Genomic DNA, 15,964 nt, shown 5'->3' with positions numbered 1-15,964 from the left:
GCGATTCGGCAATGTCGCTGCAAGCCTTGAAAGACATAAGTATCTTGAACGCCGAGAATCGCAACGCTGCCTCGCTTGACGTGGACGACCATGCCGATGGCTCGGGGCAGCATGTGCGTCTCCGCGGCAATTGGCGCAGCGCCTACATCCATCTCGTGCTGCGTGATTTCGAAAAGCTCCTTCATCAGAAGAGCGGCGACCTGACGGTCGACCTCTCTGATATTTCGGACATCGATACCGCCGGAATCTGGCTGCTGTGCCGGCTGAAGAAGGAAGAAGAGGCGGCTGGACGGACGGTTCGCTTCGAAGGCACCAATCCGCATATCGACGAAATGCTGGCGATGTTTTCCGAGGAGCCGGCCAAACCCGAGCCGGAGCAGCCGGAGAAGGTCTCGCTTGTCGCGCGCATTTTCGCGCCTGTCGGCAGGATGACCTATGACCTCTGGGACAATTTCGCCGCCTCCATGTATATCCTCGGCTCGGCGGTGCGCGGGGCGCAGATGAAGTTCGGTCGCGGCAGCGGCGTTTCGCCGGCCTCGATCGTCAACCAGATCGACCATATGGGCGTTCGCGCCGTTCCGATCATCCTGCTGATGTCGTTTCTGATCGGGGCGATCATTGCCCAGCAGGGCGCCTTCCAGCTGCGCTATTTCGGGGCCGAGGTCTTCGTCGTCGATCTCGTCGGCATCCTGCAATTGCGCGAAATCGGCGTGCTGTTGACCTCGATCATGATCGCCGGCCGTTCGGGCAGTGCGATCACCGCCGAAATCGGCTCGATGAAGATGCGCGAGGAGATCGATGCGCTGAAGGTGATGGGGCTCAACCCGATCGGCGTGCTGATTTTCCCGCGACTGGTGGCGCTGACCATCGCGCTGCCGCTTCTGACGGTGCTCGCGAATTTCGCCTCGCTTTCCGGTGCGGCCGCCGTCGCCTGGGGTTATTCCGGCATCACCTTCGCCAACTTCCTGTCGCGCCTGCATGAGGCGGTGACGCTGTCGACCGTGCTTTCGGGCATGATCAAGGCGCCGTTCATGGCGCTTGTTATCGGCATCGTCGCCGCCGTCGAAGGGCTGAAGGTCGGCGGCAGCGCCGAATCGCTCGGCCAGCATGTGACGGCCTCGGTGGTGAAGGCGATTTTCGTCGTCATCCTGATGGACGGGCTTTTTGCGATGTTCTATGCAGCGATCGATTTCTAGCATGGCGGACCGCGTGGACGAGCAATCGAACGAAATCGAGAAAGACGGCGAGGGCAGGGACATCGTGCTTTCGGCGCGCGACGTCACCGTCGCCTTCGGCTCCAAGGTCGTGCTCGACAATCTCAATCTGAATATCTACCGCGGCGAGATCCTCGGTTTCGTCGGCGCGTCGGGCACCGGCAAGTCGGTGCTGATGCGCACGGTGCTGAGGCTCCTGCCGCGCCGCTCCGGCACGATCAAGATTCTCGGCCAGGACTTCGACGAACTCGACGAGCCGCAGCGCAATGCGCTCGACATGCGGCTCGGCGTGCTGTTCCAGCAGGGGGCGCTGTTTTCGTCGCTGACGGTCAAGGAAAACATCCAGGTGCCGATGCGCGAATATCTCGACCTGCCGCGCTCGCTGATGGACGAACTGGCGCATCTGAAGATCCGGATGGTGGGTCTGGCGGCCGATGCCGCCGACAAATACCCGTCCGAACTGTCAGGCGGCATGATCAAGCGCGCCGCCCTTGCCCGCGCCCTGGCGCTCGATCCCGAGCTCGTCTTCCTGGACGAACCGACCTCGGGTCTCGATCCGATCGGTGCTGCCGAATTCGACGAGCTGATCGCCAACCTGCGCGATAGCCTAGGGCTGACTGTCTATATGGTGACGCATGACCTCGACAGCCTGTTTTCGGTCTGCGACCGTATTGCCGTGCTCGGAAAGAAACGGGTAATGGTGGAAGGCACGATCGACGACATGCTGGCCTATGACGATCCGTGGGTGCAAGCCTATTTCAAGGGTAAGCGGGCGCGCTCGATCGTGCCGCAGGATGATGGCGCGCGGCACGGCGTGAGTGGGAAGTGACCGGATAGATGGAAACCAAAGCCAACTACACAATTGTCGGTTTTTTCACGGTGCTGGTGATCGCGGCGGCCTTCGGCTTCGTCTACTGGATGGCCGAATATGGCCGCGGTGGCCCGATGACCGAGCTGATCGTACGCATTCCGGGTTCCGCCAATGGCCTCAGCGTCGGCTCGCCGGTGCGCTTCAACGGCATCCAGATCGGCTCGGTGCAGACATTGTCGATCGATGCCGACGATCCGCAATATTCGCTTGCTTTCACCCAGGTGCGCACCGATGCGCCGATCTACCCCTCGACCAAGGCCGCCCTTGAAATCCAGGGCCTGACGGGCGCCGCCTATATCGAATTGTCTGGCGGCCGCAAAGGCGAGGAAAGCATCCTCCAGCATGCGATCGACAACGGCAAACGCGCCGTCATCGTCGCCGACCAGTCGAGTGTCACCAATCTTCTGGCGACCGCCGACAAGATCCTCGACCGCGCCAATGACGCGGTCGGCGAACTCCAGGGCTTCATCCAGGATTCACGCGCGCCGCTGACGCAGACGTTCAAGAATGCCGAGACCTTCTCGGATGCGCTGGCCAAGAATTCCGACAATATCGACGCCTTCCTGCAAAGCGTCGGCGAACTCTCCAATACGGTGAAGGCAGTCTCCGGCCGTGTCGATTCGACGCTTGAAGCGGTGGAATCGCTGGTCAAGGCTGTTGACGCCAAGAAGATCGACAACATCGTTTCCAACGCCGAGAAGATCACCGCCAACGTCGCCGACGCCTCGGGTGATCTGAAGGGGGCGATCCAGAAATTCGACGAAACCGCCACCACCTTCAATGATTTCGGCAAGCAGGCTCAGGCGACGCTCGACCGCGTCGACACGCTCGTCGCTCAGATCGACCCCGCCAAGGTGAAGGGTTCCGTCGACGACATCGCGCAGGCGACCAAGGATGCGCGCACCGCCGTCGCCTCGATCCGCGATGTCGCCGATACGGTTTCGGCTCGCAAGAAAGACATCGACCAGACGATCCAGGACGTTTCGCAGCTGACCAACAAGCTGAATTCGGCCTCGACCCGCATCGACGGCATTCTCATCAAAGTCGACGCGCTGCTCGGAACCGATAACACACAATCGCTGTTCACGGAGGCGCGCGATACGCTCGAATCGTTTAAGAAGGTGGCCGACAACCTGAATGCGCGCATTGGGCCGATCGCCGATAATCTACAGAAGTTCTCGAGCGGCGGCCTGCGCGATGTACAGACGCTCGTTAACGACATGCGCGGAACCGTGAATAATCTGAACGATACGATCACCAACTTCGACCGCAACCCGCAACGCCTGATCTTCGGCGGGGACACGGTGAAGCAGTATGACGGCCGGACGCGGCGTTAACAGGGGAAGTCAGCCTAATGGTCGCATCGCATCTGTTGTCGCGCCGTTCATGGATCAGGGGAACGGTGATCGCGCTGCCGCTGACGGCGCTGATCCTTTCCGGGTGCGGCACGTCGGCCAAGAACGACACCTACGACCTGTCCGCTGCCGTCGACGGTGATGGACCCGCGGCCAAATCCCGCCAAATCCTGATCGCCGGCCCGACGGCGCTGCGAGCGCTCGACAGCGAGCAGATCGTCATCCGCGTTTCATCTTCGGAAATCCAGTATCTGTCGCGGGCGCAATGGGGCGACAAGCTGCCGCGCATGGTCCAGTCGAAGCTGGTGGAAGCTTTCGAGAACTCCGGCAAGCTCGGCGGCGTCGGCATGCCGGGGCAGGGGCTGGCGATCGACTATCAGGTCGTCACCGATATCCGCTCCTTCGAGATCGATGCTTCCAACGGCAACCAGGCAGTGGTCGAAATTTCTGCCAAGATCCTAAACGACCGCAATGGCTCCGTGCGCGCCCAGAAGGTGTTTCGCGCCACGGCGCCGGCGGGCGGCGACAATGACGGTTTCGTCAAGAGCCTCGACCGCGCCTTCTCCACGGTTGCCGCCGAGATCGTCAACTGGACGCTGCGCTCAATCTGAGATGGCGTTTGGCGGTCGCTGCGTCGACATCAAGGGTTGCTGAATCCGAAAAATATTTGGCCCCATGAGATCGGGGCTGCCATCGTATTCAATTTCTTCACGAATTTGTGGAACGCATCATGTTATCGCTGTCAGGAGGCATGCTGCATGGTGGTCGCACGTGTATTCGGAAAGTCGTCATCGGAAGCGATCCAGCGCGACAATGCTCGCTTGGCTGCGCTGCAGCAGCTCGACATTCTCGACACGCCGAGGGACAAAGGCTTTGAGCGGATCGTCCGCCTGATAAAGCAGATTTTTTCCATAGATATCGGCATCGTCTCGCTGATCGACGGGCACCGGCAATGGTACAAGGCCTGCTCCGGCCTGTCGGCCGACGAGGTTTCGCTCGAAGATACGTTCTGCCGCTGCGTGGTGGATTGCGACGAGCCTGTTATCGTCCAGGATGCCACCAAGGATGCCCGCTTTTCAAAACATTCCGCGGTGACGGGCGAGGATCATATCCGCTTCTATGCCGGCGTGCCGCTGCGAACGAAAGCCGGGCACATGATCGGAACGGTCTGTGCGATTGACCGCCGGCCAAGATCGTTCGGCGCCAGAGACCTCAGCATTCTGGAAGAACTGGCGGGAGCGGCGATGGACCGCATCGAGCTGATGCAGTCGGCCGCCACCGACAGCCTGACCGAGGCGATGACGCGGCGCGCCTTCAAGCAGGAAGCCGATCAGCTGATTTCGCTCGCTCTGCGGCACCAGCATGACCTGTCCTGCATCGTCTTCGACATCGACCATTTCAAGCGGGTGAACGATACGCATGGACACGCCGCGGGAGACGAGGTTCTCAAGGCGGTTGCGTCAATCTGCAAGACGACCCTTCGCGCCGGCGATCTGTTCGGGCGGATCGGAGGCGAGGAATTTGCCGTCGTCCTGCCGCATGTCGATCGGGAAGGGGCTGTCGCCGTCGCCGAAAAACTCAGGGCCGCCATCGCCTCGCAGCCGATCCGTGGCGATCATGGCGTCCTGCATGTGACGGCGAGCTTGGGAAGTTCGGCGCTCTCGATCGTCAGCAAGGACATCGAGGCCCTGCTGGCTCAGGCCGATGCCGCAATGTATCAGGCCAAACACGGTGGCCGGAATCGCTGCGTGTCATGGAGCTCGATTCATGCCGATCATGCGATCGGCGCTCGGCGGCGGGTGCTGAAGGCGGGTTCGATCCTGTTCAACGAGCGACGCTCGACCATCGACTGCACCGTCAAATCGATCGGCTCGGAGAGCGCCGGCATCTCGGTCTCCAATACGACAGGCATTCCTTCGGAATTCATCCTTGCCATCAAAGGAGAGGGATTCGAGACGAATTGCAGGGTGATTGCGCAGGACCGGCAGCACCTGGAAGTCGCCTTCAGATAGCTAGAGCAATTCAAGGAAAAGTGCGAAGCGGTTTTCAGTCCGGAATTGCGTTTAAAAACAAAAAGCAAGAGCGGTTCTGCGCTTCCATTAAAAGCTGAACCGCTCTGGACAGCAGCCTACTTCGTCGGCTGCATATCCGTCATCGTCGCTCCCGGCTGTTTGCCTGGTGTGGTCGATGCCGTGGCGGTCGAGGACGACGGCAGTGCGCTGTCGAGCAGGCCCGCCATCTTGTCGTCGCGCAGGCTCGCGGTCTTTTCGCCCATGACGACGCCGACGACGCGGCGGCCGTCCTTCAGCGCCGAGGTCACGACATTGTAGCCGGATGCATCGGTATAGCCGGTCTTGATGCCGTCGACGCCGTCATAACGGTACATCAGGTTGTTGTGGCCGCGCAGCTTCATGCCGCGGAACTGAAAGCCGCGCATGGAGAAGAGTTTGAACTCCTCGGGAAAGTCCCGCATCAGCGAAACGCCGAGGGTTGCCATATCACGCGCCGAGGTGACCTGCTCCGGATCGGGGAGGCCCGAGGGATTCTTGAAGACCGTATTCGTCATGCCGAGCTGGCGCGCCTTGTCGGTCATGACAGTGGCGAAAGCCTGTTCTGAGCCGCCGAGTTGTTCGGCGATGGCGACGGCAGAGTCGTTGGCGGACAGGACGACGATGCTTTCGACTGCTTCGCGCAGCGTCACCTGGCGACCAGCGCCGATCGCGAGTTTGAACGGCTCCTTGCTCTCGGCATTTTCCGACATGGTGAGCTTCTGGTCCCAGGTGAGGCGACCCTGATGCAGGGCCTCGAAGGCGAGGTAGAGCGTCATCATCTTGGTCAGCGACGCCGGATAGTTCAGCTCATCCTGATTGGATGCTTCGAGAACCTGACCGGACTGCGCATCGATGACGAAACTTGCCTGGCCGGCATGAGCGGCCGTGAATGCGCCCATCAGTATGGCGGAGGAGAGCGCGGTGGCAAGGAGCCGGGAGGTCGTCTGGGTCATCGGGATACGGTCTCTGTTGTTGGACGGCCGAGGGGAGCCGTTGGCTAAACGCAAGCCGATCGAGAAAGTTTGTGACGAAATGAAGGACGGAGGGAAATAAAAATGCTCTGTCCACAGCTGATTGCTTTTGCCTCGTGATCTTCGGTTTTGACAATGGCGCACGCGGCACGTAGAAAATTCGGCATGAGCATGAAGAGCGCGCTTTTCTCCGGTGGTGACCGCACCTGCCTGCAGGTCGCGATCGCGCGCGCTTTTGACGGACGAGGTCTTCGCGTCCCGCTGTAACGCTAGGGCGTGATCGGCGTCCGGCACGCTGCTGGACGTAAAGCCCCTCGCCACGTCAATCAAGGCTGCCAAGGAGACCGGCACCGTGCTCAATCTTTATCATGTCAATTCGCTCGTCCATTGGGAGGAGCGCGAGATTCATCTGCGCGATCATATGATCGGCTTCTTCTCGCAAGAGGTCCGCAGCTTTCTCAGATCCGTCAATCCCGCCTGGGATGTCAGGAGGGTCGAGGCGCCGGCGCTGATGCCGCGGGCGCTGGTTTCAAGCGCCTATTCGAATGCCGACATCTGGGTCCAGGAACAGCTATCGGCCGGCGATACCGCGCTGGTGCTGCGGCCGGAAACCACGCCGTCGACCTATGCCTATATGCAGCATATTCTCGGAAATCACTCGAAGACGCGGCTGCCGCTCTGCGTCTGGCAGGCGGGCCGGTCCTATCGCCGTGAGCAGGAGCAGCCGGCCAAACATATGCGGTTGAAGGAATTCTGGCAGCTCGAATTCCAATGCGCCTTCACGGCCGACAGCGGCAACGACTATCACGCTGCCTGCCTCGAACCGGTGCGTCGCATGATCGCCCAGCTGATCCATCTGCCGACGCGCATCGTGGCCTCCGATCGGCTGCCGGCCTATTCCGAGGTGACGATGGATATCGAGGTCGACAACGGCGACAAATGGATGGAGGTCTGCTCGATCTCGCGGCGCACCGACTTTCCGCAGCGCTACCGGTCGCAGCCGAAGAAGGGACCTGCTGTCGACCACGACGTCCTGGTGCTCGAAATCGCCATCGGTCTCGATCGATGCGTTTACAATTGGGGCATAGCGGCCGATCGGTAGATGGGGAGCCGGGGCCGCATTGCGGTCCCGGTTTTCGCCGCCACAGTTGTTCACGAATTTCCGCAGCACTTTGAATTGCTGCATAATTCCGATTTAAGAAATTATACAGTAGGAGACAGCTTTACGCTGCGAGGGGTGGGATTTCTATGATGCGCTCGGCAATGGTTTTGGTCGTCGGCATATGTGTGCTCGTTTTCTCACCCTTTTCCGCCTTTGCGTCATCCGGACGCTCCGTTCCGCGTTCGCTAGTTCCTCAGATGTTTCTGTATGAGGAGAGACTGGAGAAGGCACGGCCGACGACGGTTCCCGGTTCTGTCACGTGGTCAATCGATATGCGCACCGACGCCAGGGGACATTCCGATCCTGTTATCCAAGCGCACATTGCGGTGCCGAAGCGTCACCTCACTGCAGTGCTGACACTGGAACGGAATGCAGATCCCTCCGTTTCCGCAAGCCACCTCATTGAATTGTCGTTTCAGATAGCGCCAGGATTTAAGGGAGGTGGAATTTACAGTCTCCAGTCCATGTCGATGAAGGCCACGGAAGGCGATCGCGGTGACACATTGATAGCCGTGCCAGCCAAGGTCACGGACAATCTTTACATGCTGGCGCTCAATGATCTGCCTGAGGCTCGTGCCAAGAACCTTGAACTGCTTGAACGCCAATGGATCGATTTGCCGATTTCCTATCAGGACGGCAAACGGGCACTGCTGACGCTTGAAAAAGGCGCTGATGGTGAACGTGTGTTCAATCAGGCCATCCAGGCTTGGGCGTCAGATGATCCGGCCCGGACTGATGGCGGCAACGCTCAATAAGAGATGGCAGCATCAAACCTGGCCTACGAACTGTTGCCTCGGTTTCCAGCTCAAAGCGTAGCCCAGGGTCAAAAGAGAAAGCCGCCTGACAGCAGTTCAAGCGGCTTTCTCCCATTCGACGATCAAATCAGCTTCCGTTCGCTCGGGCGGTTTTCGCCCGAGGTATAGGCCAGGCTCAGCTGAGCCTGCCTGCTGCATGGGCGAGCATGGTGTAGACCTTGCCCGTATCCGAGGTGAGGTAGGACTGCGAGACGGTCTGGTTCGGATCGGTGCGGGCGACGTCGGCGAGCAGCTTTTCGAAATCTCCGATATAGCGGTCGACGGCGGTGCGGAACTCCGGTTCGCGGTCGTATTTGCGCTTGATCTCATCGAAGGTCTGCTGGCCTTTCAGCGTGTAGAGGCGACGGGTGAAGACGTCGCGCTCGCCGCGCTGGTAACGGCGCCAGAGATCGACGGAGGCGTCGTGATCGATGGCGCGAGCGATATCGACCGAGAGCGAGTTCAGCGATTCCACAACATGGCGCGGATTGCGGCTGTCATTGTTGCGTGCGGCCGGTGCGGCGGCTTCCGCCGGCCGGGCCGGGGCACGGGCAGGCGCCTCGTCGGCGGTCTCCTCCCGCGATGCGCCGCGCAAGAGATCGCTGATCCAGCCGCCGCTTTCCGGGCGAGCCGGCTCCTGGCGGGTGGGGGCAGGCTGCGGAGCGGCGCGCTGAGGAGCGGCAACCGGTGCTGCCGGCGCGATCGTTCCGCGCAGGCCCGTCGCTTCGATCGATGGCGGCGCTGACGGCTGCTGCGGCTGAACTACGGCTTGCTGGGTTACAACAGGTTGCGCCGGACGCGGGGCAGGCTGTGCCTGGGCAAGGGTGCGGGCGACGGGCTCGGAGATCTCAAGCTGCTGGCTGGAGCGGCCGACGAGCTGCGAGATATCCTGCAGCGCCTTGATCTGCTCGGCAACGGCCCGGCGCATGGCCGAGGCGCTTTCCTTGGCTTCTTCCGGAAGGTCGAAGGCGCCGCGCTTCAATTCGGCGCGGGTGGCGTCGAGTTCGTTGCGGATGTCGGCGGCGGAGCGGCGGATATCATCGGTGGCGCCGGAGAAGCGGCCGACGGCATCGTCGATCGCCTCGCGCAGCGCTTCGCGCATGTGCTGGGCAGCGCCGTCGGAGGCGCGGCTGGCTTCGCCGACCATACGCTCGACTTCCGACAGCGAGGCCGTCAGACCGCCGCGAATACGGTTGGAGAGATCGCCGGACCGGCGCTCGACATTGGCGAAGGTGCCGTCGATCGTCGTATTGGCCTCGTCGCCGGCGCGGGTGATCGCCTCACGCATCGTCTCGGCCGCTTCCTGGGCGCGCTTCTCGGTTTCGGTGAGAATGCGGCCAATATCGGCGAAGGAGGATTGCACGCCCTGGCGCAGATTGCCGGTCACCTGGCTGGAGCGCTGTTCGGCCCGCTCGAATACGGTCTCAATCATGCCGCCGAGGCCGCGCATGGTCTTTTCGATCTCGTCTGAGCGCTGAACCAGGCTGACGGAGAGCGCCTGCAGCGCGCCTTCGCGTTCTTCGAGCGTCGAGGCGAGGTTCGACTGGGCAGCGCCGAGAAGCTGTGACGCCTGGGTCAGAACCTTGGAGTGCTCGTCGAAGCGGCCGATGATGCCGCCGACCTGCGACAGCGTCTGGCCCGAAATGTCGGAGAGGCGGTCGACCTTGCCTTCGAGAAGCCTGGTCGAGGCGTTGACCATTTCGGCGGCCTTGTTGGCGGAGTCGGCAAAGCGCGTGGTCGTGTCGCCCAGACGCCCGTCGACACTCGCCAACTGCTCGGCGGCGCGGTTCATCATCATCGCCATCGCCGCACTGCTTTCCGACATGCGCTGAACGAGGCCGTTGACGTTGCCGACCAGGCTGTTTTCGATGGCGCTGACGGCGTTGGCGACATTCTCGGTGCGGGCGGCAACGGCGCTGGCGAGCGCTTCGTTTTCGGCGCGCAGACGGTCGGCGCTGAGATTGGCCGCGGCGGTAATGCGGGCGGCGGCCTGCTCGCCGGCATCGGTGTAGCGGTCGATGATCGGGCGAGCCGTTTCATCGAGGATGCGCGTCAGTTCGACCGAGCGGCCAGCGAGCATCGAATTGAGATCGCGGGTGCGGTCTTCGAGCGTCGAGCGGATCGAATTGCCGCGCGCTTCGAGCGCCCGGTCGATATCGGTGAAGGTCGTGTCGATCTCGCGAGCCCGCTCCTCGAGATTGGAGCGAATGGCGCTGCTGCGGGCTTCGAGCGCCCGGTCGACATCGGCCATGGTGGCGGAAATTTCGCTGCCGGCGCCAGACAGCGTCGAGCGGATGGCATCGCCGCGCGCTTCCAGCGACTGGCCGGCATCAGACAACACCTTGGAGATGGCGTTGACCTGGGTGCCGACGATGGTCTCGGCTTCGGCGACCTTGTTGACGATGGCGTTGCCGGCTTCCGAGAAGGTCTGGGCGACGGCAGCGGCCTGGCTCGCCAGCCGGTTCTGGGCTTCTGCGACGCGGGTGACGATCTGCGATGAGCGCTCATCCATGGTGCGGGTGAACTCGTCGCTTTTCGTATTGAGATCCTCAGCAAATTGCTGGCCGGTCTTGCCGAGCAGTTCGGTGGTTCTCGTCGCTTCGCCTTCCATTCCCTGGGCCGCTTCGGCAACGGCGCTGCGCAGCGTCGAGGCAAGGCCGGCGGCCTTGCCTTCGATGGTGCGGTTGACGGCTTCGAGGCCGAGGGTCAAGGCGCGGTCCATGGTGGAGAGGCGTTCCTCGATGCGTTCATTGCCGCGGTCGAGAGTTTCACCGAGGATCGCAGTCCGGCCTTCGATGGCGCCCGTCATGCTGGTGGCGCGGCTGTCGAGCGTCTCGGCCAGATTGGCGGTGCGGCTGTCGATCGCCTGGGTGAGGTTTGCGGCGCTGCCTTCGAGCGTCGCAGAGATGCGCTGCGTGGCGTCGTTGCTGAGCGCACCGAGGCGGGAAATGCCGTCGGCTAGCACGCCGGAGAGCTGGCCGCTGGCCGTTTCGACCCTGTCGGCAACGCCGCCGACGCCGTCACGGATGCGGGTCTCGATCGCCGCAAGGCCGGCTTCCACCCGCGATCCGGTTTCTTCAAAGCGGCCGGTCAGGCTTTCGACCGACTGGTCGAGATGGGCCGAGAAGCTCTGGGCGGAGTTCGAAATCGCGCTTGCCGCCTCCTGGAAACGACCGGCGATCTGGCCGGCTCCGGCCTGCATGCGATTTTCCAACGTCTGCGCGCCGGAATCGATGGCCTGGCGGATTGCGGCTTCACGCTCCTCCAGCGACATTTCGAGCATGCTGACGCTTGTTGCAACCGAAGTGCCGATGCTGGTCGCTTGCTCGGTCAGCGTATCGCTGATCAGCGCGTGGGCCTGGCTCAGCGACAGGTCGATGGCGTTGGCGCGGTCCTCGAGCGTCGTGCGAATGCGGTCATGGGCGGAGTCGAGGCCGCGCTCGATGCGGGCGGCGGTCTCGTCGGCGAGGCCCCCGAGCCGCGCATGGGCATCGGTCAGGCGGCCTTCGATACGGCCGGTCAAGCCGCCGACGATGTCTTCGAAGCGCGAGCCGCCGGCATCCAGAGCGCCGGAGAGGGCAGCGCTATGCTGGGAGAGCGCATTTTCCAGCCGCTGCTGATTATCGGTATAGGCGGCGCGGATTGCCTCGGTCTTGTCGGCGAAGGCGCCGGCGACGCGCGTCTCGGCGTTGGCAACGGCCTCCATCATGGAGTTGCTGCGGGCTTCAAGTGCACTGTCGAAGCGGCTCTGATTATCGTCGAGCGAAATGGCGAGCGCCATGGTCTTTTCGTCGAGCGCATCGGTGAGCCGGTCGTGACTTGCCGTTACAGCGCCGATGATCGCAGCCGTGCGGTGCGTCAAGGCTTCCTCGATGCGGGCCTGGCCTTCGCTCAGCGAGGCGGCGAGGGCGGCGGCCTTCTGCTCGAGTACACCGTTCACGCCCTCATGTGTGCCGGAGACCGCATTGGTGATCGCATCGGTGCCTGTCGTCAGTGTCTCCTCGAGACGGCTCTGGCTCTCGTTCAGCGAAATGGCGAGCGCCATTGCCCGGTCGTCGAGTGTCTCGGACAGGCGGTCGTGGGTGGCTGCCACTGCATCGAGGAAGGATTGCGAACGGCTCTCCAGCGTGTCCTGCAGGCGGCTCTGACCCTCGTTCAGGGAGGCCGCGAGCGCCGCCGACTTTTCGTCGAGCGCCTGCGAAAGGCGGTCATGGGTGCCGGACACGGATTTGAGGAGGGCTTCGGAACGCGCTTCCAGCGTGTCTTCGATCCGCGACTGGCTCTCATTGAGCGAGATGGCGAGCGTCATCGCCTTCTCGTCCAGCGTTTCCGACAAACGCTCATGGGTGCCGGAGACGGCGCTCAACAGGGCCGCTGCACCGGTCTCCATCGAATTCTCGATACGCGTCTGGGTTTCGTTCAAAGAAATGGCGAGCGCCATCGCTTTTTCGTCCAGTGTCTCGGCCAGGCGTTCATGGGTGCCGGAGACAGCGTTCAGCAGTGCCGCGGAACGGGTTTGAAGCGTATCTTCAATGCGGGCGTGGCTCTCGTTCAAGGACATGGCAAACGCCGCCGCCTTTTCGTCGAGGGTCTCGGCAAGACGGTCGCGTGTGCCGGACACGGTGTTCAGCAGCGCCTCGGCTCGTGTTCCAAGCGCATCCTCGATCCGGGCATGGCGCTCGTCGAGCGAGGTCGTCAGGGCCGCCGCCTTGCTGTCCAATGTTTCCGACAACCGGTCATGGGTGCCGGAGACGGCATTCAGCAGGGCCGCGGAGCGGGTCTCGAGCGTATCCTCGATGCGGGCCTGGCTCTCATTGAGCGAAATGGCGAGCGACATCGCCTTTTCATCGAGCGTCTCGGAAAGGCGCTCATGGGTGCCGGATACCGCCTTCAGCAGCGCTTCGGAGCGGCTCTCGAGCGTATCCTCGATGCGGGCCTGGCTCTCATTGAGGGAGATGGCGAGCGACATCGCCTTTTCGTCAAGCGTCTCGGCAAGACGGTCATGGGTGCCGGAGACGGCGTTGATGATGGCGTCCGAACGGGACGTCAGCGCTTCCTCGAAGCGGCCGTGATGGGTGGTGAGCGCCTCGATCAGTGCGCCGCCGCGCTCTGCCATGACGCTGTCGATGCGGCCGTGAGCCGTACCGAGCGCATCGGTGATTTCTGCCGCACGCGCTGCAAGCGCGCCGGTCAGTTCTTCGGCGCGACCGCCGAAGGCAGCAGTCACCTGCTCGGTGCCGGCGGCAACTGCGGTGGTCAGATCGGTGGTGGTGGTGCGCAGCGTCTCGCGGAGTTCGGCCGAGCGCGTCTGCAGATTGTTCTGCAGTTCGGACGTGCCGGATGCGAGCGTCAGCGCGATGTCGGAGGTCGCGCTCTGCAGCGCCGAGGTCAGTTCGCCGGTGCGGTCGCTGAGCGCCGTGGTGATTTCGTCCGCCCGGGCGCCGAGCGTGCTTTCCAGCATTTCATGGCCGGTGGCGAGTGCGGTGGCGAGCGCCAGCGACTGGTCGGTCATCGAGGCGCCGAGCCGGTCGATGCTGGAACTCAGGATGCCGTCGATCGATTCCGAGCCGCCGGTCAGCGTCTCGTTGATGCGGGCAAGGCTCTCCATCAGCTTGGTGTCGAGCGAGCCGGTGCGTTTGTCGAAGGCGCTGGTGAATTCGGCGACGCGTTCGTCGAAGGCGGTCGACAGCTGGGCGACGGTCGTCTGCAGCCGTTCTTCGAAGAAGCCGGAGCGCACGTCGAGATCCATGACGGCGTCGTCGGCGGTGCTCTGCAGGCTCTGGCGGAAGCTCGCCCCCTTTTCGTCGAGCGCGCTGTTCAGCTTCGCCAGCACGTCGTCGAGCGTGCCGCCGATGGTGCGTTCACCGGATTTCAGGCTCTCATTGATCTCGCGGGTGCGGGCGATCAGGATCTCGCTGAGCTGGTGCGTGCGCTCGTTCAGCGCCGCGTTCAGCTTCTCGGTGCTGCTGTCCATGGTCGAGGCGCGCGTCTCGAACTGGCTGAGCAGTTTTTCGCCATGGTCGTTGAGGTTGACCGAGAGCGCTTCGAGGCGGTTGTCGAATTCGGTGGCGAGCGCGAAACCCGATGCGTTCAGTGTCTGCAACAAGCTATCGGTCTTGGCTGCGAGCAGGCTGCCGATCGACTGCAGGGCGGTGTCGGATTTTTCCAGGATCGCCGCGGCGCGCGTATCGATCAGCGAGGCGAAGGCTTCGCCCGATGTGGAAAGCCGCACCGCGATCTCTTCGGTCGCCAGCGACAGCTCTTCCTTCAACTGATCGTGGACGCTGCCGATCGAGGTGCGGATGCGGTCGGCATGATTGACGATCGCCTCGCGCTCGGATCCGAGTTCGTGGACGAGACCGCGGACGCGCAATTCGTTGTCGGCATAGGAGCGTTCAAGTGCATTGACTTCGGAATGGACGAGGGTTTCCAGCTCGGAGGCACGCGCGATGGTGCGCTCGATGCCTTCATTCATGGCCGAGACCTCACGGCGCACGGCCTGGCCGACGGTCATGATGCGTTCGGAAGCGATGGTTTCCGGCTCGGCGAGCCGCAAAGCCACCTCCGCCATGGAACGGGCGGCATTGCGCATGTCCTGGGCGCGCGCGATCATGATGGCGAAAGCATAGAACATCATCACCGGAATGATGATGCCGACGAGACCGGCGATGACGCCGGGCAGGGCGACGAGATCGGCGAGCGAACGGATCTGCCAGATTTCCGGCGCATAAAGCAGCGACATCAGGCCGAGACCGGCCATGACCCAAAGCACGGAGAACAGCGTGGCAGTGCGCACGGCCGAGCGGCTGGAGGCGCCGTCGAAGGATTTCAGGATCGAGGCGGGCGTATTGCGGCTGGCATCGTTGGCGGGCGCGAAGGCCGGCCCCCTGGATGCCTGCTCGCCGGCACTGCCGCGGCGGCTGCGGCGTTGCGCTTCTTCCTGGGCCTGCTGGTTACGCGCATTTACTGGATCAGACACATGAGCCTCCGGGGCCTCTGGCGCATCGCCGCGGCGAGACGGCACGTTATCTTTGCCGAAGTCGATCTGGAGCGCTTCGTCCAATGCCTTGAACGCCTTGTCTTCAATCGACTCGTTATATTTGTTGTTCGCCATTCGGTATGCCTCGTTACTGGTGGCCGGTCCGGCTGCGCATCCCGGGCTTCCGCCTCACCCGGGGACAACTTTGCCGTTCCAGCCTTCCATCCCAACGACGGACGGATAAGCATGTCATTTCAGAGTAGATAGCCGCTTTTTCAAACGGAAGGTATCAAAACACTACCATTATCCACTCGCTCGGCAAAGGCGCGTACCATAAACCCGCTCCACCAGTATCGTAGTGACACATCTGGGCTCCTCACACAATTAATGAAGGCTTGAGATTTGCGGCTCGTTAACCCGTTGTTAACATCTTTAAATCCGCGGCACGGCTTAAAAACCAATAATTTAGGGATATTTAACGGATGTTAACCATATGGCGAGATTTCCGCTGCGAATGTGCCGGAATTTAACGTGATGGCCACCCTCCCGACGCAGAACTGTTGCAAC

General features: G+C 62.3%; 9 protein-coding genes. 7 read left to right on the top strand and 2 right to left on the bottom strand.

Going from position 1 to position 15,964, the window contains the following annotated elements; translation table 11 throughout:
• The first annotated feature begins 11 nt into the window (after positions 1-11).
• The 5 genes from CO666_RS14820 to CO666_RS14800 all read left to right on the top strand — a co-directional run bounded on the left by CO666_RS14820 (position 12) and on the right by CO666_RS14800 (position 5,452).
• Positions 12-1,196: an ABC transporter permease gene (locus CO666_RS14820; protein WP_097612858.1), complete on the top strand. Its 1,185-nt coding sequence runs from the start codon at positions 12-14 to the stop codon at positions 1,194-1,196.
• 1 nt (position 1,197) lies between these two features.
• Entirely contained in the window at positions 1,198-2,043 is an 846-nt protein-coding gene (locus tag CO666_RS14815) for an ABC transporter ATP-binding protein (protein WP_085737424.1), read from the top strand.
• Between the two features lie 8 nt (positions 2,044-2,051).
• Positions 2,052-3,422, top strand: a complete 1,371-nt coding sequence (locus tag CO666_RS14810; RefSeq protein WP_097612857.1) for an MlaD family protein — start codon at positions 2,052-2,054, stop codon at positions 3,420-3,422.
• 17 nt (positions 3,423-3,439) lie between these two features.
• A complete protein-coding gene (locus tag CO666_RS14805) occupies positions 3,440-4,051 on the top strand; it encodes an ABC-type transport auxiliary lipoprotein family protein (protein ID WP_097612856.1) in 612 nt (203 codons plus the stop codon).
• Between the two features lie 147 nt (positions 4,052-4,198).
• On the top strand, positions 4,199-5,452 hold the full coding sequence (locus CO666_RS14800; protein ID WP_097612855.1) for a sensor domain-containing diguanylate cyclase: 1,254 nt from the start codon (positions 4,199-4,201) through the stop codon (positions 5,450-5,452).
• A gap of 116 nt (positions 5,453-5,568) precedes the next feature.
• Here CO666_RS14800 and CO666_RS14795 read toward each other — a convergent pair whose 3' ends face one another.
• A complete protein-coding gene (locus CO666_RS14795; RefSeq protein ID WP_097612854.1) occupies positions 5,569-6,444 on the bottom strand; it encodes a D-alanyl-D-alanine carboxypeptidase family protein in 876 nt (291 codons plus the stop codon).
• A 370-nt stretch (positions 6,445-6,814) separates the two neighbouring features.
• On the opposite strand from CO666_RS14795, the gene CO666_RS14790 reads away from it, so the two are divergent.
• Positions 6,815-7,564, top strand: coding sequence for an aminoacyl--tRNA ligase-related protein (locus tag CO666_RS14790; RefSeq protein WP_097612853.1), 750 nt, complete (start codon positions 6,815-6,817; stop codon positions 7,562-7,564).
• Positions 7,565-7,710: 146 nt separating this feature from the next.
• On the top strand, positions 7,711-8,379 hold the full coding sequence (locus tag CO666_RS14785; protein ID WP_097612852.1) for a hypothetical protein: 669 nt from the start codon (positions 7,711-7,713) through the stop codon (positions 8,377-8,379).
• A 175-nt stretch (positions 8,380-8,554) separates the two neighbouring features.
• Here CO666_RS14785 and CO666_RS14780 read toward each other — a convergent pair whose 3' ends face one another.
• The gene (locus CO666_RS14780) at positions 8,555-15,532 is read right to left on the bottom strand and encodes an apolipoprotein A-IV repeat region-like domain-containing protein (RefSeq protein WP_097612851.1); all 6,978 of its coding nucleotides are present in this window, start codon (positions 15,530-15,532) and stop codon (positions 8,555-8,557) included.
• Positions 15,533-15,964: the final 432 nt, after the last annotated feature.

The sequence above is a fragment of the Rhizobium chutanense genome (assembly GCF_002531935.1).
GTDB lineage: Bacteria > Pseudomonadota > Alphaproteobacteria > Rhizobiales > Rhizobiaceae > Rhizobium > Rhizobium chutanense.
This window is presented reverse-complemented; position numbering and strand designations above follow the sequence as displayed.

Coding starts and splice junctions, on each gene's coding strand:
- CO666_RS14810 (WP_097612857.1), top strand. CDS start 2,052: ATGGAAACCAAAGCCAACTACACAATTGTCGGTTTTTTCACGGTGCTG.
- CO666_RS14805 (WP_097612856.1), top strand. CDS start 3,440: ATGGTCGCATCGCATCTGTTGTCGCGCCGTTCATGGATCAGGGGAACG.
- CO666_RS14795 (WP_097612854.1), bottom strand. CDS start 6,444: ATGACCCAGACGACCTCCCGGCTCCTTGCCACCGCGCTCTCCTCCGCC.
- CO666_RS14800 (WP_097612855.1), top strand. CDS start 4,199: ATGGTGGTCGCACGTGTATTCGGAAAGTCGTCATCGGAAGCGATCCAG.
- CO666_RS14785 (WP_097612852.1), top strand. CDS start 7,711: ATGATGCGCTCGGCAATGGTTTTGGTCGTCGGCATATGTGTGCTCGTT.
- CO666_RS14815 (WP_085737424.1), top strand. CDS start 1,198: ATGGCGGACCGCGTGGACGAGCAATCGAACGAAATCGAGAAAGACGGC.
- CO666_RS14780 (WP_097612851.1), bottom strand. CDS start 15,532: ATGGCGAACAACAAATATAACGAGTCGATTGAAGACAAGGCGTTCAAG.
- CO666_RS14820 (WP_097612858.1), top strand. CDS start 12: ATGTCGCTGCAAGCCTTGAAAGACATAAGTATCTTGAACGCCGAGAAT.